This window comes from Sphingobacterium anhuiense (assembly GCF_042686355.1).
Classification (GTDB): domain Bacteria; phylum Bacteroidota; class Bacteroidia; order Sphingobacteriales; family Sphingobacteriaceae; genus Sphingobacterium; species Sphingobacterium anhuiense.
The window spans coordinates 25003-47114 of the sequence record NZ_JBHUPE010000011.1; the positions used below are offsets into that span (position 1 = coordinate 25003).

Genomic DNA, 22112 nt, shown 5'->3' on the forward strand with positions numbered 1-22112 from the left:
TATTATTATTAAAGTAATAAAACTAGATTATTTATATCCTAAATTTTGTTTAAGTCCTTCCCCTTCTTTGTTATTTAATTGAATTTCACTCAAGGGGATTGGAAGCAAAATATTATAATCTTGGAAACCACTGGTTATTTTATTTGCCGGTCCCTGATCACCATTTAAAGCAATACGTTCTTTGAGTTTATTTGTTCTCACCAAAGTCATTCTACGATTTTCTTCTGAAATCAACTCACGGGCACGTTCATCAAGAATAAAATCGATCGTCATATTTGATGCGAGAACCTTTCCTAAAGTGGTGTTTCCAGATTGAATACGCGTATCTTTAAAAGAACGATCTCTCAACTTATTGATATCTTCAGCTGCTCCGCCGAGATTATTTTGTCGAAGACGTGCCTCTGCCCTTAATAGATAAGTTTCTCCAAACCTCATTACTGGCCAATCTTTGATCAATGCATAGCCAAAATCATCCAGCGGATCATATCCACCCCATTTTGTTGGAAAAGGATACCAGACTTCCAAACTATCGGCACGAAATGGAATAACCCGATCTCCTGTTTTTATAGTAATATCTTTGACCCCTGCTCCCTTAGCAACACGATAACCATCTGCATCTACACCGATTTCTGTACTCCATGGTGTTACTACAGCATTATTGACGGTCATATTAGGACGATTATAATTTGTAGTACGACGGATATTATAATTGCTATTCCGAATATCACCCTGAAGTCCTTTCCAGACCGTATATTTCATAAAATTGCTTAATCTCAATCGTCCGTTACCTCTTCCACCAAGAGAATCAGCATTCACCATGCCATCCCATTTATGGTATGACGGTTGCCATATCCTACGATGCTGAGGATTATCGATGGTTCCACCGTTAACTTCACGATTCAATTCAACTTCGAAAGTCCATATGGCTTCGGTATTTCCTTGAGCACGGCGCATATTACCCTGTCTAAACATATCCCGAAAAGCATCACCACCTTGATTTAAATATTTACCATATCGCGTATCAATCAATTTATAACTACCGCTCTCTATGATCGCCGTTGCCATGGCTTCTGCTTTAGCAAAATAAGCAGGATCTCTCATTCCAATTCGTAGGAAGGCTTCTGCAGCCAACTGCCTAGCCATATCTTTATTGATCCTGCTCGGAGCAGCGGCTTGTCCGACAGCTGCCAATTCTTTCACCGCATATTCAAGATCATCTGCAATAACCAGATCCACCTCTACTGTAGAATTTCGGACATAATTGAACGTTGGAATTTTAACAGATGTTGTCAATAATGGAACATCACCCCATAGTGTTACCAACATGTTATATGCATAAGCTCTGAAAAATCTTGCTTCTGCGGCAGCCTTTGGGTTAGTGTCCCCAACCGCCTCGATGATACTATTTGCATTGTTTATAAATTCATAGCAGCGTTGCCATAAATAGCCCACACCGCCATTTTCTGGATTTAGATCAGCATATTGATAAAAAGGATTCTCTACTCCTTCAGTAGAACCAGCACTTGCAATATCAGTACCGATCTGCCAACACGATAAAAAACCTTGACGGCCACTATATCCCCATAATTGTCCGAAAGTTGCATGTAAACCTAAAACTCTATTTTCGATCGTCGAGGGATCACTATTTCCAGCTTCATAACTAGAATAAGGCTTTTCATCGAGAAAATTCTTACTACAAGATGCCGATCCTAATAAAAAGACTGCAACTACAGGTAATAACTTATTTTGAATATTCATTGTTTTTTTCATCAGTATATATTATTTATTAGCAATGATGAAGCTATCATGAGCAGTATTCATCTTTCTTTGTGCACATTTACTCATGATGGTTTCATGATTTCATTAAAAGGTTAAATTAAATCCAAGTACATAAGTGCGAACCATCGGATAATTCAGGTTATCATTTGCAGATCCACGGGTGATATCTCGAGCTTCAGGATCCCAACCGATCCAATTGGTCCACGTATATAGGTTTCGACCGCTTACATAAATCGTAGCACCATTAATACCTAATTTATTGAATGTATGCTGCGGCATGTTATAACTTAATGTCACATCTTTCAACCGCGTAAAACTTGCATTTGATGGAAATCCATAACCATATACATTGGAACGGTTACTCAAGGAACGCCACTCGTTACTTTTATTTTCAGGAGTCCAATAGCCCAATTCTGCTGGTGTACTTTTTCGTCCCATTTCATCTGCTGCCGAACCTATCTGTGGATTATTACGTAGTGCACCTTGAACCGTGTTTATAAAAACATTTAAAGTAAACGCTTTATATCCGAACGTATTGGTAAGTCCAGCGGTCCATTTCGGAGCAGTTTGTCCCAATACCGAGCGGTCGTCTTCGTTGATTAAACCATCGCCATTCAGATCCGCTAATTTTACACTTCCAGCTTCAGCCCGTTCATCCCATCCCTTATTAGCTCCAGCCTTTATTTCATCTTCCTGCCAGATACCCACTTTAGTAAAATCATAGATCACACCGAGCGGATGCCCAATGAACCATCTATTGCCTAAATCCTCCTTACCATCGCCATAAACTTCTACAATCTTATTTTTGTTACGGGAGTAGACCAATGTAGTAGACCAATTAAAATCATTTTTAACGATATTTTTAGTATTCAATGTAAGATCTATACCTGTATTAGACACTTTCCCAAGATTGGAGAAGACCTCTGCAAAACCAGTAAGTCTTGGAAGGCGTTGTAATAATAGCATATCATAAGAATTGGTTTTATACATATCGATACTTCCACTTAGCCTATTTTTGAATAATCCAAAGTCAATACCTGTATTCAACCCCTTCGTTTTTTCCCACTCCAAATTATCATTCCCCATTCTCGTACGAATATTTAAAGCGGTGTTCGATAAGCCATTCAGTGCGATGGTACTTGCATCCATCAAGGAAAGCGTTTGATATATACCAATAGCTTCATTTCCTGATATACCATAAGATATTCTCCATTTCAAATTATCCACCACATCTTTGACACCACTCATGAACGACTCATTGTGTATGTTCCAAGCCGCAGCGAAAGATGGAAATACGCCATACTTACTATTTTTACTAAAAACAGATGCGCCATCGCGACGTACAGTCGCTGTAAATAAATAACGGCTATCATAAGAGTAGTTTATTCTACCCATCTGAGAGATGGAACGATACAGATCCGCCTGAGAAGATACTTTTTGAGTAGTCGCTGCACCAAGATTTCCCCATTCCAAAGCATCATTAGGAAATACTTCTCCAGTAGCAATAGCTTGTTGCCAATACTTACTTTTTGAGGCATACAATCCGGTGAAATCAATATGATGCTTACCAAAATCCTTCGTGTATGTCAATATATTTTCCAATGTATAGGACTGCGATTCACTGTTGGTGATACGGCCCATGCCTGCAAAATTATAAACACTCTCACCTTCATATTCATTATTACGAACAGGAACGTAAGAATATCCGGCGTTGAGTTTATATTTTAAACCTACCAGCGGTTTGTAAAGCTCCCCAAAATTAAGATCGGCATAACCATTTAAGGAGATATTAAATTGACGACGTTCTGGATTTAATGTCGTTGGCAAAAGTGGATTGGTCCAAAGCTGTTCCGAATACATCGGAAACTGAGTTAGCGAACCATCATCATTATACATCTTAGCATAAGGGCTCATTGCTGCTGCTTGTAATAAACTCGCACGACCACCGTCTTTATTATGTGCAACGATAAAAGAAGATGTACCTACCGATAAATATTTTGTCGGTTTAAAATCAGTATTGGTCCGAAACGAATACCGCTTATAATTATAACCTAAAAGTACACCCTTTTGATCGAGATAATCTCCAGAAACAAAGTATTTTGCATTCTCACTTCCACCTGATAAGCTGACATTGTGATTCTGGATCACACCTGTTTGCATCACTGCATCTAACCAATCAGTAGTCACGCCATTGGTATAGTTATCAAACTCAAACTGATTGCGCACTGGGCCACCATTATATAGCGTACCATTATTAATGCGGGCATATTCAGCATAACGTTTTAAAAGCTCTTCGCCAGACACCGGTTTAAGGATATGCGCGACATTTTCGACTCCGCCATATCCACTATAACGAATACGGGGAGTTCCAGATGTACCACGTTTTGTAGTGATCAAAATAACACCATTAGAACCGTTTACACCATAAATCGCAACAGCTGATGGATCTTTTAATATTTCGACCGACTCAATATCATTGGGATTGATATCATTAATAGAGCCATCAGTCCTTGATAAAGGAATGCCATCAACAACAAGATAAGGCTCTGATGTTGCAGTGATCGAATTTTTACCACGAACTTGAACAGATGGTGCGTCTCCAGGAATAGAAGATGCCTGTGAAACAGTCACATTTGATACTGCTCCTTGTATGGCCTGCATAACATTTGTTACCGGAATTTTTGATAATCGATCTTTTGGCACTGATGCCACAGAACCCGTAACATCCGATCTCTTTTGTGTTCCGTATCCGACCACAACTAATTCGTCAAGTACATTTTCAAATGGAACAAGCGTAACATCAACAATTCCCCCCTGAGGTACAATAACCTCCTTTTCCTGATATCCGACCGAGGAAATGATCAAAGTATTTCCGGGATTAGCTTGAATGGTAAAGCTACCGACGGTATTTGTTTGTGTACTGACCGAACTTCCTTTTACTTTAACGGTAATGTTGCTTATGGTTTTTCCTGTAGAAGCGTCTCGAATATTTCCCTTTATGGAAGTTGCTTGACCATAACTAGTCATCGCTATTAAAAATAAACTGTTTAATAGCAAGGTGCTTTTTGCGTATTTATTGCAATAGTGGGTTAACATAATTTACAATTGGTTTTTAGATTAGAATTACTATTTTATTCCTTTTATTATAGGACCATACCTTTATCCTATAATCCCCCTAAAGGTTGATTTCAACTTGATCCCATCATCGTATAGTTTATATTTTTGTTTATAATTGGTACTTAGCAAACTCAAGAAGATCATTCGCTAAAATTCCATTGGTTAGGAAGAGAAGCACTCTTATTGCGCTATTTTCCAATTCCCTCTAGGTCAAAATTATAACGGATTCGCTTATGAACGGTTTGAAATCGATTCAATAAGGTTGAAAATCTATTCAGGAGTCATAATAATTCACTAAAACTCAATAAAAAGCAAAAACCATTTTATTTAAGAGATGCCTTGGGGACATTTTAAATAAAATGGTTTTAAAAATTTTGTTGCGATATATACTAGCTCTTGCGCAGTAGCATTAACTCTTTTCTCTAAATACTTAAAATAGATTCTTAACCATAACGACCTTTGATATAGATCATATTCGCCATTACACTTTTCACTTGCAAAATATTGATCAAAGGTTATTATTGTTGATCCGTGGATATCAAATTCAAAGCTTGATAACGACCATTTTTCCTACTAATTCCTACTTGATTCAGCTTTTGGTTCAATTTTTTTATTGGGAATAATTCATCATTAGTCCATTTTTCGCCCGATTTTTTCCATAACATAAGTGTCGCAAACAATTGCTTTTGATTTGCACTTGTGTTTGCTTTTAAATTCAGGACTTTACTCGTTTCAGAAACTGGGTTTAAACCTGCAGCACTTACTATCTCCACCTCTTCCCAGCCCTCAACAGGAACAACAGCTAACTGATACTGCCCATTGTCAATAATACTTGCTGTCCATTTTTTATATTTAATTTGATGCTCAACAATTGGTCTACCTTCATATTTAGGTAAAGCATAGTGCCCCAAACGCAGAGCAGCAGTTTTTTGACTATGCACCTGATCCACACGCAAGATTCCATTAGGAAGTATAACATCTGCAAGTTGAAATCTGATCGTCGAATCCGAAGCTAATACAGCGTCCCTGTAATAAATATCATCCTGATAGCCTTTGAATTTATAACGGCGAAGTGATTCCCATTTCTTCCCACCAATTTGAAACATATAGTTCATTGATACTTCACCGTTCTTTCCATCCGCTTGCCAAGGAAATGCGCTATTATAAGCCAGTTTATTATAATTCTCCGTTCCCTGATAATAGCCGATAGTTTTACTATCACACCAAGCCCTGATCTCTGATGCGCCAATTCCAGCATAATCAGTAATCAAAATTTCAGCACCAGGAGCAAGCTTATTCAACACCTTCGCTTTTGGTATCTCGCTCTCCCAAGCACCTAAATTTTCATTTGCTGTCCAAAATATATTATCATCAGGAATGAGCAATCCTAAAAATATTTTACCCAACCAAAAAGCACTCCCTCTACAGCTATATTCCTGCACGGCAGGTTCAAATGCACCATAAAAACCAAGTGTGGGAATACCTTCAGATAAAAAATCAGGATTTTTCAGAAATTGTAGCAGTGTTCCTGATGCAATTCTTCGCATCCATCCATAATTGATACTTTGATCCTCAAGAAATCCCATCAGTGGAAAAGGAACAGCAGCTCCCATTCGATAGGCAATACTTCTCCCCCACATAATCATTTCGCCATCCTTACTGAACATATAAGGATAATGACCGACCATTTCTCTTAAATGAGTTCTGAACTTCTTCGCATAATCTGGATACAGCTCATCGCCATAATAGGTAGCCCATAAAGTTCCGTACATCTGATACCCCCACATACTATAATAATCATAATAAGGCTGATCATTATACCAACCATCCCCCTTATAATCAGATAAACATTTTTCCAACAATTCCTTTAAATAATCTTCACTTATCGAGTAACCTTTACTCTTAAAAAAGCTTAAAATCATGACATTAAAAAAACGCCAATTCATATTAATAGTAGGTCCGTTGCCATAACTTAAGAGGGTATGCGCTAAAGTATCTTTTTTCTCCTGTGATAGCGGATCCCATAAAATTTCGGGAGCGGCCATAAGAGATACGGCCAAACCACCAAATTCAACAAGCTTTTGACTTGGTCCTCCTTTTTTGGGTAAAGGTGGAATGAAACTCGCAGATTGTGGATTCACTAGCTGCGTAATCTGATGCCGATAATAATCGGCAATCTTTAGACCACCAATTTCATAATCTGGATTTGCCTTCATCAAAGGCAAAGCAATAAACAGGGTCCTACAAAGTCCTTCCAACCGTTCTGTTTCCGTATGAACCCCATCTCTAGGATAACTACGGCCTGGTTGTTTAGGAAACTCCATCGGGCTATCCAGATTACTAACATAACTAAAGGCACCCTTTAAAAGATATTCGGCTGCATCTAACCAATGTTGACGGTTCATACCGGTATAGGGACTGAGATTAAGATCTGGATTTTTGACGTTAAAAACAGTATCTCTTGTCCCTTGTCCGAACATATCCATGGGATAGGATACAATAAATATGAAGCAGGACATAAACCCAAACATGTATTTTTTCATAATTAATGTTTGATTATATTTTTTATTGCCTCGAGATTAGGCGTCCATTCAATAACCCTGACCTTACTTGGACCAGATTCCAAAAGTCCTTCTCCATCCTTTTGATCAGTAGCTTGAACAAATAATGATAATCGTCCCTTGTTTCGCCACATTTCAGTATCATAACTGGGTTCCCATGCTCCTAATGATTCGTTATTCAAATCAAATAGTTGATAATCATCATCCGTCACCTTATTTAAGTTCAAGACAGAAGCTCGACTTAATCTTTCCTTATCCCGGAACAAGAGCATGACAGCAACTTTGTCTCCTCTCCCCTTAACCATTAATTGTGGTCTCGCTATAGGTATTTCTTTTGTTCCATGTCCACTCAAACTGAAAGACATTTTTCTAAAATCAAAAGAACGGACTTCCCAAGCACCTCTCCTATAATAAATAAGTTTATATTGAGGAATTGTAGAACCCGCAGCCCGCCAATAAGTCGCAATAAATGGATTCCCATCATCATCTGCAGCCATCGATGTTTGATTGATCAGTTCACTGTTTTGAGGAATACGCACCGCATATTCCGCTGTTGATTCCTGTATAGGTAATGTATATTGAGCTCCAGTAGTAGACTCCCAAGTGAGCCCTCCATCCTTAGAACAAGCATAGGCCATATCATGATTACTGGCTACATCAGGACTTTCTCGCCATACCCAAGACAAATGTATCGTTCCTTGGTTATCGACATATGCCTGCCAATAAGCATTTCGTTTCCCTTCTCCATCGATTAAATTACGATGCAGTCTAGTCCATTTTTTATTCTTGGGATCATAATTATTCATAACAAGATTTCCTGATCCAGAACCGCCATCACGATAAAGAAATAATAATGAACCATCAGGCATTTTAAAAAATTCAGGATAAGTCACATACTGTTCATCTTTCCCGATCATAGACTGCTCAGATCCTAAGTCCAGTGTATGCGGCTGTTTTGTTCGAGCATATCGCAACTGACCATTATGATGATCCCAACAAACATGTAAATATCCATCTCCATCAATCATGATACTGATAATATTATGTGCATCCTGAGCTCTACCCGAATATTCGGTAACCTGTAGCTGCCAGCTCTTCTCATTTAGTTTTCTCTTTCCCAATACCACTTGTCCTTTGTCGTTATAGTAGGCTATGTATTGAAACTGGGCGTCACTAACGAGAGAATTTTTTCGAAAAACAGCTGTATTGACCGTATTCTTAGCCCAACCGTCTCCAACTTCCATGACCTGAAGCTGCTTGCTTTGTGAAAAACAGAAATTTAAGGAAAGGATAAGATAAAAATGAATTACCCCAACTGTACAAAATGTTATTAATCTCATGACTCCTATCTATTATTGAATGACTTTACTTTGATCTTTTTTCCAATCCTGTCCAGACCAAATACGCTTCGAACTCCATTCTTCTTCTTTGGAAGTCCAAAAACTATCCGTTTCAGAAAGTCCAAGAGGTAAAAAAATAGTACTGCATAAATATGGACTCCCCTGATTGTTATAAAAATCCCCTAATCCGGGCTGATCTCCATATAAACCAATCGTTAACCAGTTTTGATGGTAAGTTGATGGGCTTTCAAATGTTTTCCTCATAACGGCAGATAAAGCGGCGCGAACTTGTCCTTCCGTTAACTCTTTGGGTAATCTCTTTTTCAATGCCATGTCTGCCAGATGATGAAATGCTGCTCCACGATAAATTACTGACCGGCCCGATGGTGGAAAAGTCCCATCTGTATTAATCAACCTTTCCAATATAATGGCATATCGTTGGTTTCGTAATTTAATTTTTGCAAACATGCTATCATAATTTTTAGTCTTTTGATCGATGACATCCATAATTCCGGATAAAAAAGGATGAATGACATAACTATTATAATAATCATATGCGTAATGAGGACCATCCATATACATCCCATCTCCAACATACCATTGTTCCAGTTGTTGAAAAGCATAATCCACTCGCATAACATCCCAACTTGTACTGTACTGGGCTAAAAAAGCTTCATTCATAGCAGAAAAAAGTAACCAATTGGAAAACACCGGTCTGAATTGACGTGTCGTTTTGATAGCCTCAATCAAATGACCTTGGGTTACAGGATCCAGATGATCCCATAACCAAGGACAACGCAAAAAAGCAACTGAAATAAATGAGGCATCCACTAATTGCTGCCCACCTAGATCAAAACGCATAAAATCATTTGCATTACTATCCAAGGCATTTTTTAAGGCTTGAATAGTCCAATTGCGATATTGTTTTCTCAATGCTTGCTCTTCTTCCGAACCATCATTCAAAGCCAACCAAGGCGATATTCCGCTTAAAACTCGACCTAATACCTCTACATATTGTACTTGAATGCGATGTTCTTTATTGTCAACTGCAACAGAAGTAATTTGAGGCATATTGATCTTTAAACTGTCATGAGCCAGACTACGCATAACCGGTCTTGCCATACGATCCATCTCCTTTAGCCAAAAGGCTCTTGAAGTTTCTTTCCATGCAATAGGATTTCTCTTCTGCCCATATGTCATAGCGGCGAAGCATATGAATATCCATAATGTCCATACATTTTTCATCATTACTCGCTTAAATATCTATACATTTCAACACCTGCCAATAAAAATGCTCCGACACCGAATGGCGATGTTGAATGGGCATCAACCACTTGACCCGGTATGGCCTTTTCTCCTATAGGCTGAATATAACCTACTTTTCCATTACGCTGTAAAGCAACAGTACTTAAATAATGCCATCCTTTTTTTGCAGCACCCTCAAATTCATTCTTGTTCAGAATACCATTATTAATGCCCCAAAGAAGTCCATAAGTAAAGAATGCCGTTCCACTGGATTCTTGACCTGGTGCATGTTCTGGATCCAGCATACTTCTCGTCCAGAAACCCTCCTTCTGTTGACACGCTACAATAGCATCGGCCATATCTTGAAAACGTTTTACATAATGTTTATAATGAGCATTGTCTTTGGGTAGATCTTGTAGCACTTTTGCTAATCCCGCGAATACCCAACCATCACCTCTCGCCCAAAAGTCTTTTTTTCCATGGGCAGTCTTATGTTTTGGATAAACGTATTTTGCATCCCTATAATACAATTTTTCATCCTTATCATACATGATACTATCTGCATAATCCAAATATTCATGAAGTTTTTCTAAATAGAGCGGGTTTTTAGTTAACTTGTACATCTTAGTCATCACGGGCATAACCATATACAGTCCATCTGCCCACCACCAGTAATCATGATGTTTGGAATGAATTTGGTAATTCATCACTTCTTGCGCTCGAGCTATCTTGTAAGCTTTAGGAGCGATATGATAAAGATCAATATACGTTTGAAAACAGATCTGCCAATCGCCAAATAACACATAGTCATCGGTCTCCCCATAGCTATATTTCCAATTCGCTTTATCAGTTGATTTTGCACCCTTCCATTCATTAAAATCTGCCCAATCTTCGGTATATTTTAAGAAGTTTTTATTTTTAAACTCTTTATAAAACTCCATATTACCACTGTGATAAGCGGCTTGATCCCAAAATGCCCAAACTTGAGGCTTATGATTGGTCTGCCAATATTGATTCGCAACATTCAATTGGGCCAAAACATCACTTTTTTTTAAATCTTGTCCAAAGACAGAATAAGTAATCAGAAGAAAATAAACAAGAACGTATTTGTGCATATTTTAAAATTTTAAGGTTTAAAAAATCCAATCAACAGGGTTTAGCAGATGTAAATATGATTGAAGATTGATTATCCAAATCTAGATAAAATCAATACGGTCGATGTTTAATTTTAGTTTATTCAACATACAAAATGGGATCATTTTATGATTATAGCCATTGATTAGATGTTTCTTTTGACTAAAAACACATTTTTACGGAGTTTTTGATAAAAGGAGATACAAACAGGAAAATAATCAATTTTTAAAATAAATGTTTATATTACATTTATTTTAAATAACATTCTATATCTTTAAAAAAGATACCAATTTGAATCTGACTTTTTGAACCATTTAGATGCTCAAGTAAGACGGAAAAAATGAGCTATTTAAAGCTAACCATTATTGATTAAGGAATTAAATTAAGTTTCCCTTTTTTCTTGTGTTATTTAATTCATTGGCTCTTTAGACAAAGTTGATGCAAAAGAGATATAAGTGAAGAACAAATTGTCGATCTGATTAGATTAAACCAATTGATTATGAAAAATACATATCAAACCTTCTTCTTCATTATATATTTACTTTTCCATATCCAAGTTAGTGGTCAACAAATGGGATTGAATCCCATTACCAAAAATAATGAATTACCCTCATTGACAATCAATCAAACTTGTCAGGATAAGGATGGGTATATCTGGTTTGCTTCTACACAGGGATTAAGTAGATATGACGCCTATAATATTTTAAATTTCAAATTGAAGACCAATGATGGTAAAACGGCTACCAACCAGAACATTAAAACACTAGTAGAATATCATAATTACCTCATTCTAGGTACAGAAAAAGGATTATATACATTAGAAAAAGAAAGCTATGTAATCAAACCCTTCAAAAATAACCTCCAATCTGCAACACGTATTACAACATTACTGATTGATAAAAAAAACAGATTATGGGTAGGATCAGACAATGGTATTGTGGTATATAACAAAGACTTATCCATTATCCAAAACTATCAAGATGATCAAAATTCCATTTACAAAATACCACCGGGGACTGTTAATACCATATTTGAAGATAAAAATGGCAATATTTGGGTAGCCATTTGGGAACAAGGGTTATTTAAATTAGATATACAAACAAATCAATTCGTTGCGTACCCAAAACTTGGAACACGTAACAATCCTTTTAAATTATTTGAAGATCATAATAAACAACTCTGGGTATGTACCTGGGGGGATGGGATTTATTTATTTAATCCAGACAATAGAAAGAATTTATATCAAGAAATAGAAATCAAAAACAAGCGTCGAAATATTGGAAAGGAAGATTTATTCTATAACATCGTTCAAGATCGGCATCGCAATTATATTTGGATACTTTCATTTTCTGGTATCTCTACTTTTCAATATATAGATGGTGCACTTCAAGAAGTAAATATGGCTCCCCATTTTGATCATACAACCAATATCTTCAATGATATTTATCAAGATAGATCAGGAACATTATGGTTGTCTATCGGTGGGAAAGGAATATCTACGATTAGTTTTGATAAACCTCTCATTCAAAATTACACCTTTAAAGAAATTAAAAGTCGATATAGCATTGCTCCCAATGTAAATATGTTATATCGAGATAAAAAGGGTATCTTTTGGTTTAATCTAGAGCGTTTTGGTTTTGGAAGTTTAAATCCTAAAGATGGTTTATTAAATACCTATAGTAACGCCAATTTACGCGAATTAATATCCATTAGAGCTGCCAGCTGCGCCATTGATGTACAGCATGAACTGTGGGTCGGTTCTGCTTATGAAGCAACTATAAACGTTTTCAAAAAACAGCTTAACAATATCAAGTTAGACTATAAGATTGATCTAAAACGTGAAGCCAATCACTCCGGGGTCCCCATCTTCTTTTTTCAAGATAGTCAATCGAGAACTTGGATAGCGACTAACCAAGGTGTATTATATAGTGATCCAAAAAGCAAAAAAATAAAGCTCATCACAAAAATAAAAGATCAAGCGGTTAGCATAGCTGAAGATAAAAAATCAAATATCTGGATTGCTACCAAAGGAAGCGGCATTTATTACATCAATAAAAATAATCCTGAACAGATCATCCAACATATTGGTCAATCAACAGCAGTTCTCAAAACAAATCAAATTGAATCCTTAGATGTTGATAAAAATGATAATCTATGGATTGGAACCAAAGATAATCGCTTACTCTATTATCAAAGAGATTTAAAGAAAATGGAGGAATTGGCAAATTCGGCTTTATTTGGAAAGAACCAACTATTGGATATCGTCTGCCTAAATAATACGGTATGGCTTTCCAGCACCCGAAATATATTTAAAATAAATGCACTCAATAAAGATATTTTGGAATTTACATCGACTGACAGCCTGCAAGTCAATATGTTTTCCAAAAGAGCATTTACGATTGATAAAAAATCAAACTCGGTCTACTTTGGAGGATATAACGGAATGGTTAGATTGGACGATAATAGCAATATCCCAAATTATAAAGCTAAAGTGCAAGTAACAGATATCAAGATTAATAATAAATCCATTGTCCTTGAATCCAATCAGAAAAAATTTAATTTTAATCAACAGATACTAACATTAGACCCCGAAGACCAAAATATAGAATTTTCCTTTTCATCCCTTGGCTATACCCAGGATAATAAACTTCGATATGCCTACAAGTTAGAAGGTATTGATCAGGATTGGATCAATGCATCTCGAGATCGGATTTTTGCAGCATATAATAATTTAGGAAAAGGATCCTATCGTTTTTTAATAAAATCGACTGATTTAAATAATAAATGGAATACGACGATTACTGAAATTAATATTTACAAAAAGGCTGCATTTTATGAGAGTAACTTAGCCTATTTCTTATATGCGTGTCTACTGATTGGTATATTTTACTATTTCATAAATTTTACTTTACATCGTTTAAAATTAAGAAATGATCTAAAAATAGCCCAAATAGAAAAAGAAAATGCAAATGCACTGGCACAGTCCAAACTCAGCTATTTTACAAGTATTTCTCACGACTTGTTAACACCACTAACCATTATTTCTTGTTTAGTCGACGATGTTCAAATGACCACAAAGCATCATTTAAGTCAGTTTGAAAAAATGAGATTGAATCTAGATCGCCTAAAACGCTTATTGCAACAAATTTTGGATTTCCGAAGAATAGAAAATAATTTGATGGAATTGAAAGTTAGTCAAGAATATCTGCCCACATTTATAAATCAATTGAGCCATGTATTTTTTAACCCATTAGCCATTCGAAAAAATATTGAATTTGAAATCAATCATGGAGAGTGTACAACAGATATCTACTATGACGCGGATAAAATGGATAAGATTCTTTTCAATTTACTCTCGAATGCCTTTAAATACACACCTAGAGGTGGTAAAATCACCCTGTCATACTATATTAAAGAAGATAAAAAACAAAAACTGCTCTATCTTTTTGTACGTGATAATGGCATTGGAATCGATAAAGATGAGTTAGATAAAATATTTAAACCATTTTATAACAATAAGTCATTTGTAAATCAAGAAAGCAATGGGATTGGTCTCTCAGTAACAAAGGAGTTAGTTGATATTCATTTTGGTAAAATTACTGTTGAAAGTGTTCCTGATCAAGGAACCTGCTTCCAAATCATATTACCAGTTGATCAGGAATTTTATGTCAAAAATGGTATTCAGATATGGAACGAATCTTTTGTTAAAAAAGACGAAATTACTTACGAAGCAGACAAATTCACAACAGCTATCATTGAAGATACGAATGAAAACTCAAAACAACTACATATTCTATTAGTAGAAGACAATGAAGATCTTCAACAAACCATGTTTAGCATTTTATCAAAAAAATATTATGTTCACGTTGCCTCTGACGGTAAGCAAGGACTCGATCTTTTAAATAAAAATGAAATTGATATCATTGTTAGTGATATCATGATGCCTGAAATGGATGGGCTTTCTCTGTGCAGAGCTGTCAAACAAAATATGGAAATCAATCATATTCCAATATTGTTGCTAACTGCCAAAAATAGTATGGAAGATCGTATAGAATGCTATCAAGCTGGAGCTGAGGGTTACATCAGTAAACCTTTTGACATTCAAGTTTTAGAAGCCAAAATACAGAGTTTTATCATCAATAAACGGACGAAGCAAATCAACTTCAACAACAACACACAAATTAATATCGCTACTTTGGATTACACGCCTGTTGATGAACAGTTTTTACAACGGATGATCAAAGTTGTTGAAGAAAATTTAAGTGATGATCAATTTGATATTATCAAGCTCGGTGAAATTCTGGCACTATCCAAATCAACTTTGTATCGTAAAACCAAAGTTTTGCTAGATTTATCTCCAAGTGAATTTATAAAGAATATTCGCCTTAAGCATGCATGTCAAATGATGGAAAAAGATAAATCAATTACAGTTAGTGAAGTGGCTTTCGCGACAGGTTTCTCTGACCCAAGATACTTTGCAACTTGCTTCAAGGCATCATTTGGGATAACTCCTACTGAGTTTCAAAAAAATACAACTGCACAACATATTTGATCAAACTGTCTTTTTCATCTTTTAACTATCCATATCATCGATAATTTACTTATTTTTAATAATAAATAGCAAAATACTTTTTGAAAAAATACATATTATTTCTTGATACAGAAACCTCAGGGTTACCCGAAAAATGGGATAAAAAATATAACAATACACAAAATTGGCCCCGTGTACTTCAAGTTGCATGGATAATCTATGATTCAGATTTTAATGAAATTACACGCACAAACAAATATATTTATGAACCCTTTATTTTTATCAGCCGAGAATCTGAGAAAATTCATGGTATAACACCACAGTTTTTAAGAGAAAATGGTGTCAACAAAAAAGATGTGTTACGTAAATTAGCTTATGATTTAAAAAAATACAATCCCTTAATTGTTGGACACTTTTTATCATTCGATTTACAAGTCCTTGCTGCTGAATTTGTCAGAACTAAACTCAACATGCCATTTAACCATTTAATTTATTTCTGCACACTATGGCATAGTAAAAAGTATGTCAGAAATCCCCATAGAGTTCACCTGAATCTTTCACTGCTCCATGAGATGTTATTCTCGACCATACCTCAGTCTTTACATAATGCAGTAACGGACGCCGAAATAACTGCAAAATGTTATTTTGAGATGGCTAACAGAAATGAACTGACGTCCGAAGATATTGAAAATCAACAGGCCCGTTTCTTTAATTTATTTCAAATCTAATTTTGAACCTATGCATAATTCTGAAATTATTTTATCCCTATTAAAAACTACAGCCCCATTCCACGTACTGCAAGAATCTGTACAAAAAAGTTTAGTGGATCTGATGACAAAATGCACATTTTCAAAGGAAGAACTTATTTACCGACAAGGAATAACAGATATAGATGGAGTAGATCTCATTTACAAGGGACAGTACGAAACATTCTTTCTCGATAATATGGAGAATAAACGATCAATCGAAATCCACGAAAATCCTTATTGTTTTGGCGGAATTTCAGTGCTTTTAAATCGGAAAAAAGCATTAAAATCAGTAATGGTAAAAAAGGGGACAATCATATATCGATTGCCTCGTAAAGATTTTTTTGAACTTTGCAACGCCAATGAGGAGTTCTTTCATTTCTTCACAAATGCTTTTGGCCGTAAAATGCTGGAAGAAGAATTTTCACATTTTGTAAAATCCCCTGCATCATTTGAAGAAAGTTATTACGCAGCAGATCAACTCTACTCCCGTAAGATTGATAATATCATTTATAAAGATATCGTCTCAACAGATTACAATACGCCCATTTATGAAGCTGCAAAAATAATGTCATCCAATAAAGTGAGTTGCATTTTTATTACTGACAGAGATGAAATTGTCGGATATGCAACAGATATAACACTTAGAGATAACGTTATTGCAAAACAAATCCAAGTTGACCAAGCCATAGGAACCGTTATGGATAATCCCATCGTTAGTATTTCTAATCAGGCAATCTTGTACGAAGCGGTATTGATGATGTTTAGAACAAAAACAAAGTATTTACTAGTAGAAAAAGATGGAGAATACGTTGGCTTCTTGAGCCGCAACCGTCTATTAAGTGAGCAAGGACAATCACCTTTAGTTTTTATACAATCTGTAAAGCTCGCGGAGTCATTAACCGAACTTAAGGATAAGTGGGATAATGTACCGAAAATCATCAACCAATTACTCGGCCGAGGTGTCAATGCCGCTGTTGCAAACCAGGTTATTACAATGATTGCTGATACCATTGCCATAAAAGTGATTGAGAAAACGATTCACAATATGGGACCTCCCCCAGCTAAGTTCGTATTTATGGTAACAGGAAGTGAGGGCAGAAAAGAGCAGACCTTAAAAACCGATCAGGACAACGCCATTATTTATGAAGATAAAGCCAATGAGCAACGTGAGTATGTGAGAGACTACTTCCTAAAATTCGCCAACCAAGTTTCAGATGACTTAAATAAAATTGGATTTGTCTACTGTACAGGAGGATATATGGCCAGTAATCCCGCATGGACACATTCATTATCACACTGGAAAAATAATTACAAAAGTTGGATCGAAGATACCATACCAGAAAATGCTATTAAATTTTCCACCTTCTTTGATTGTAGAAGACTGTATGGTGACCAGGGAATCATTGATGAACTTAAATCTTTTCTCAACCACGAATTACAAAAACCCAACGAACGTTTTTTTTCTTTTATAGCGAAAAATGCTTTGCAATATGAACCACCGCTAACCTTCTTCAATGCCATCAAAACACAGACTATTGGCACTTCAGAATTTCTAAATATCAAAAAAGCAATGAATCCGATTGTAGATCTCGTACGGGTATATGCGTTAAAAAACCGAATCTATGAAGAAAATACCGGAGTTAGACTTAAGAAGTTAGTAGAAATAGGAGTTTTCACACAATCCCAATACGAAGAACTTAGTCAATCGTATTATTACTTAATGGCTCTTCGATTAAAAAACCAGGCAAATGAAATTATAACAACAAAATCAGAACCTGATAATTACATTCCTATAGATAGCCTTACCAAAATAGAAAAAGCAACATTAAAAGAAATTTTTAAAACTATTAGTAATTTTCAATTAGGTATAAAATTTAAATTCACAAACAACCTTTTAGGATAATTCCGATCGCATTAGACTAAAAGATCTCTTTAATTTATTATAAACAGACCACATGAATATTCAATTTATAATAAATTTAAAATTTAAAGCCTCAAATCTTAACTTTTTAGTATATATTAGAAGCAATCATTACTTTTGTAAAAATCTGTAACATCAATTTATATATGCATATTTTAAAATCATTAATTATCACTGTATCTCTTCTATGTGCGCAACAGCAATTCGCATCGGCTCAAGCTCCAGTAGCTCAACCAACAACAGCGAGTGCTAATAAGTTTGGCCCAGAAGGTTTGAGTAAAGGTAGTCTTGCAAATCAATTTGACCATTTGAACTACATATCAAAAAATAATTATGATTTCAAGATGGTGCGCAAAACAAATCTTGAAATTATCAAAAAAAATGTAGTAGATACTGTAAGTAAACTTCAGAAAGAAATTAACACCTTAAAGTCTGCTAGTTCTAATTATGGATCAACAACAAAAGGTTTACAAGATAGTGTTCAAATTTTAAAAGATCAATTAGCACAAGAGCAAGAAAAAGTAGATAGTTTTTCATTTTTAGGTATCAATACGACAAAGTCAGCTTATAGCAGTATCGTGTGGATAATTATTGCTGTACTTTTAATCAGTACCGTTACATTTTTATTTTCTTACCGCAAGGCTAAGGTGAATACTGATGAATATCAAAAAACAGCAGATCAAGCACAAGAAGAGCTTGCATTATTCCGTAAAAAAGCACTTGAAAAAGAACAAGCTCTAAAACGTCAACTTCAGGACGAGTTAAATAAGAAATCATAAGATTCTAAGATAGATAAATAGGGGCAATTCACATCATGTGAATTGCCCCTATTTTATTGGATGATAGATCAAAACGATTATAGAAATAAAAAATACAAGGAGGTTTTTTCTCCCAATCATCAACTTTCGAAAATTAAAATCACCTGATTAACAATAATTATGATCATATCAGCTATCATGAATTGTCAAAAATAAAGATTTCTTGATCTCCTCAGGCTGTATGGCTAAAAATAAAAGATCCAGAAAAAATGCCATTAAGACGCATAGGCACGTATTATGGAGCCAAAGATGAATTTTTCAGCGAACCCAGTCAATTAGAATGAATAACAAATTGACATATTTAAATAAAAAAGAATTTAATTGAAATTTCTATTTGTTTTTCAGCGACAATAAGCTTATTTTTGCTGACCAAAAAGAGGCGGTTTTTATTGCCTTTATAAAATTGATTAATAAATATTTAGTCCCTATAATATGCCCAATATTGGTAAAATAGCGCAGATTATCGGCCCAGTGGTTGACGTCAACTTCGCCGACAATGAAAATCTACCTAGAATTTACGATGCCTTGATTATCGAAAGAGAAAATGGTCAGCGTGTCGTTTTAGAGGTTCAACAACACTTAGGTGAGGAACGTGTTCGTACAATTTCTATGGATGCAACCGAAGGTTTGGTTCGTGGAATGAAAGTTGTCGACACAGGTGCTCCAATCAAAATGCCTATTGGTGAAGAAATTAAAGGTCGTGTATTCAACGTTGTGGGTGATGCCATTGACGGGATCAAAAATTTAGATAAAACAAATGGTCGTTCGATCCATAATGTTCCACCTAAATTTGAAGATTTATCGACTGAAACTGAAGTACTTTTTACAGGTATTAAAGTAATCGATTTATTAGAGCCTTATTCTAAAGGTGGTAAAATTGGATTATTTGGTGGTGCCGGTGTAGGTAAAACTGTATTAATCCAAGAATTAATCAATAATATCGCAAAAGGACACGGTGGTTTATCTGTATTTGCTGGTGTTGGAGAACGTACACGTGAAGGTAATGACTTACTACGTGAGATGTTGGAATCAGGCATTATCAAATACGGTGAGCATTTCATGGAAGAGATGGAAAAAGGTCAATGGCCTTTAGATGCTATCGATACTGAATTAATGAAAGAATCAAAATGTACTTTCGTATTCGGTCAAATGAATGAGCCTCCAGGTGCGCGTGCACGTGTTGCTTTATCAGGTTTAACAATCGCAGAATATTTCCGTGATGGTGAAGAAGATGGTAAAGGTAAAGACGTATTATTCTTTATTGATAATATCTTCCGTTTTACACAAGCTGGTTCTGAAGTATCTGCTTTATTAGGCCGTATGCCTTCTGCAGTAGGTTACCAACCAACTTTGGCAACAGAGATGGGTTTAATGCAAGAGCGTATTACATCTACTAAAAATGGATCAATTACATCAGTTCAAGCGGTATATGTACCTGCCGATGATTTAACTGACCCTGCACCAGCGACAACATTCGCTCACTTAGATGCAACAACAGTATTGTCTCGTAAAATTGCTGAGTTAGGTATTTACCCTGCGGTAGATCCATTAGATTCGACATCTCGTATCTTAAGCCCTGCAGTTTTAGGTAACGAGCATTACGATACAGCACAGCGTGTTAAAGAAATCTTACAACGTTATAAAGAATTACAAGATATCATCGCTATCTTAGGTATGGATGAGTTATCTGAAGAAGATAAATTAACAGTACAGCGCGCACGTCGTGTTCAACGTTTCTTATCTCAACCTTTCCACGTTGCGGAGCAATTTACAGGTTTAAAAGGTGTATTAGTAGACATCAAAGATACAATCAAAGGATTCAACATGATTCTTGATGGTGCAGTTGATGAATATCCTGAAGCAGCTTTCAACTTAGTAGGTAGCATCGAAGAAGCAATCGAAAAAGGTAAAAAATTATTAGCTGAAGCAGTTTAATTAGATATTAGACATTAGATATGAGGTAATGGAAACGCTATTATCTCATATCTATTTGAAGACCTCAAGTTCTCAAATTTCAAATCTCAAATCTTATATCTAAAAATAATGAAATTATCTATAATCACTCCAGACAAAATAGTATTTGAAGGTGATGCAACTGCGGTAACTGTTCCAGGAACTTCAGGATCTTTTCAAATATTGAAAGATCACGCGGCTATCATTTCGACTTTGGAAGACGGAAAAGTAATTGTTCAGCAAGGTAAAGACGAGCAGATCTTAAACATCAAAGGTGGTGTTGTAGAAGCTAAGAATAATGTCGTTACCATTTTGGCCGAAGGAATTATTGAAGCATAATCATCATACGATGATCTCAAAAGCCTCTTATTAAAAAATAAGAGGCTTTTATTTTTTCAACACATTCTAAACAAATTGTTGAAAAAATAATATAAAACCTGAAAATGATTTCCCTCTTAACATATCAATAGAATAGTCACATATCCTCCAACCTAAAATAAACATCATTTGTCCACAATGTGGATAAGTTGACAAAATAGTGCATATGCATCAAGATTAGTTTTTCTCCTTATACTAAGACAAGAAAATCATCTCATACAAACACTTTAGAAGACTCTTAAATTCCATCATAATAAGAACGTGCTGCCCCATTCTTGACATTTCCCTACACAGATCCACAAGACACATCAATCTAGCACCAAGCAATCTAAAAGCTAGCAACAATTTGTTTAAAAACTAGGTAACTTATCGGTTCCCATTTCCCCAGTTTTTACAACCTCTCCCCCATCATCCCATTTAAAATTTTTCCCACATATTGTTCATTAACAATAGTCTCATGAATCAAAAAAAACGGAGGATCACTGCAAAGAAATAATACTCAAAAAAATAAAAAGAATAAGGAATTATCAATTTTTAAGAAGAATTTGAGGTCAAAATGAAAAAAAAAGTTTTTGAGCCAAGTAGA

12 protein-coding genes are annotated in these 22112 nt (G+C 35.5%); 6 read left to right on the forward strand and 6 right to left on the reverse strand.

The window, feature by feature from the left end; translation table 11 throughout:
• Positions 1–27: 27 nt before the first annotated feature.
• From ACFS6I_RS20170 to ACFS6I_RS20195, 6 genes are all read right to left on the reverse strand, one after another.
• Positions 28–1770, reverse strand: coding sequence for a RagB/SusD family nutrient uptake outer membrane protein (locus tag ACFS6I_RS20170; protein ID WP_380923305.1), 1743 nt, complete (start codon positions 1768–1770; stop codon positions 28–30).
• Between the two features lie 93 nt (positions 1771–1863).
• Positions 1864–4875: a SusC/RagA family TonB-linked outer membrane protein gene (locus tag ACFS6I_RS20175; protein ID WP_380923307.1), complete on the reverse strand. Its 3012-nt coding sequence runs from the start codon at positions 4873–4875 to the stop codon at positions 1864–1866.
• A 539-nt stretch (positions 4876–5414) separates the two neighbouring features.
• Entirely contained in the window at positions 5415–7439 is a 2025-nt protein-coding gene (locus ACFS6I_RS20180) for a DUF2264 domain-containing protein (protein WP_380923309.1), read from the reverse strand.
• 2 nt (positions 7440–7441) lie between these two features.
• A complete protein-coding gene (locus ACFS6I_RS20185; protein WP_380923311.1) occupies positions 7442–8797 on the reverse strand; it encodes a BNR repeat-containing protein in 1356 nt (451 codons plus the stop codon).
• A gap of 12 nt (positions 8798–8809) precedes the next feature.
• The gene (locus ACFS6I_RS20190; RefSeq protein WP_380923313.1) at positions 8810–10045 is read right to left on the reverse strand and encodes a DUF2264 domain-containing protein; all 1236 of its coding nucleotides are present in this window, start codon (positions 10043–10045) and stop codon (positions 8810–8812) included.
• Positions 10045–11157, reverse strand: a complete 1113-nt coding sequence (locus ACFS6I_RS20195) for a glycoside hydrolase family 88/105 protein (protein ID WP_380923315.1) — start codon at positions 11155–11157, stop codon at positions 10045–10047. The genes ACFS6I_RS20190 and ACFS6I_RS20195 overlap by 1 nt, the downstream gene beginning before the upstream one ends.
• 518 nt (positions 11158–11675) lie before the next feature.
• On the opposite strand from ACFS6I_RS20195, the gene ACFS6I_RS20200 reads away from it, so the two are divergent.
• The 6 genes from ACFS6I_RS20200 (at position 11676) to atpC (ending at position 21487) form a co-directional block, all read left to right on the forward strand.
• Positions 11676–15728, forward strand: coding sequence for a hybrid sensor histidine kinase/response regulator transcription factor (locus ACFS6I_RS20200; RefSeq protein WP_380923317.1), 4053 nt, complete (start codon positions 11676–11678; stop codon positions 15726–15728).
• A gap of 80 nt (positions 15729–15808) precedes the next feature.
• A complete protein-coding gene (locus ACFS6I_RS20205; protein WP_165902370.1) occupies positions 15809–16435 on the forward strand; it encodes a 3'-5' exonuclease in 627 nt (208 codons plus the stop codon).
• 10 nt (positions 16436–16445) lie between these two features.
• A complete protein-coding gene (locus ACFS6I_RS20210) occupies positions 16446–18359 on the forward strand; it encodes a DUF294 nucleotidyltransferase-like domain-containing protein (protein ID WP_380923319.1) in 1914 nt (637 codons plus the stop codon).
• A 164-nt stretch (positions 18360–18523) separates the two neighbouring features.
• A complete protein-coding gene (locus tag ACFS6I_RS20215; RefSeq protein ID WP_021191834.1) occupies positions 18524–19156 on the forward strand; it encodes a hypothetical protein in 633 nt (210 codons plus the stop codon).
• Between the two features lie 471 nt (positions 19157–19627).
• Complete coding sequence (atpD, locus tag ACFS6I_RS20220) at positions 19628–21130, forward strand: F0F1 ATP synthase subunit beta (protein WP_132841076.1); 1503 nt, start codon at positions 19628–19630, stop codon at positions 21128–21130.
• Positions 21131–21238: 108 nt separating this feature from the next.
• A complete protein-coding gene (gene atpC, locus ACFS6I_RS20225; protein WP_132769200.1) occupies positions 21239–21487 on the forward strand; it encodes an ATP synthase F1 subunit epsilon in 249 nt (82 codons plus the stop codon).
• Positions 21488–22112: the final 625 nt, after the last annotated feature.

Excerpts from the sequence above, each read along its gene's own strand:
- ACFS6I_RS20210 (WP_380923319.1), top strand. The coding sequence starts at position 16,446 with ATGCATAATTCTGAAATTATTTTATCCCTATTAAAAACTACAGCCCCA.
- ACFS6I_RS20170 (WP_380923305.1), bottom strand. The coding sequence starts at position 1,770 with ATGAAAAAAACAATGAATATTCAAAATAAGTTATTACCTGTAGTTGCA.
- ACFS6I_RS20175 (WP_380923307.1), bottom strand. The coding sequence starts at position 4,875 with ATGTTAACCCACTATTGCAATAAATACGCAAAAAGCACCTTGCTATTA.
- atpD (WP_132841076.1), top strand. The coding sequence starts at position 19,628 with ATGCCCAATATTGGTAAAATAGCGCAGATTATCGGCCCAGTGGTTGAC.
- ACFS6I_RS20195 (WP_380923315.1), bottom strand. The coding sequence starts at position 11,157 with ATGCACAAATACGTTCTTGTTTATTTTCTTCTGATTACTTATTCTGTC.
- ACFS6I_RS20200 (WP_380923317.1), top strand. The coding sequence starts at position 11,676 with ATGAAAAATACATATCAAACCTTCTTCTTCATTATATATTTACTTTTC.
- ACFS6I_RS20185 (WP_380923311.1), bottom strand. The coding sequence starts at position 8,797 with ATGAGATTAATAACATTTTGTACAGTTGGGGTAATTCATTTTTATCTT.
- atpC (WP_132769200.1), top strand. The coding sequence starts at position 21,239 with ATGAAATTATCTATAATCACTCCAGACAAAATAGTATTTGAAGGTGAT.
- ACFS6I_RS20180 (WP_380923309.1), bottom strand. The coding sequence starts at position 7,439 with ATGAAAAAATACATGTTTGGGTTTATGTCCTGCTTCATATTTATTGTA.
- ACFS6I_RS20190 (WP_380923313.1), bottom strand. The coding sequence starts at position 10,045 with ATGATGAAAAATGTATGGACATTATGGATATTCATATGCTTCGCCGCT.
- ACFS6I_RS20215 (WP_021191834.1), top strand. The coding sequence starts at position 18,524 with ATGCATATTTTAAAATCATTAATTATCACTGTATCTCTTCTATGTGCG.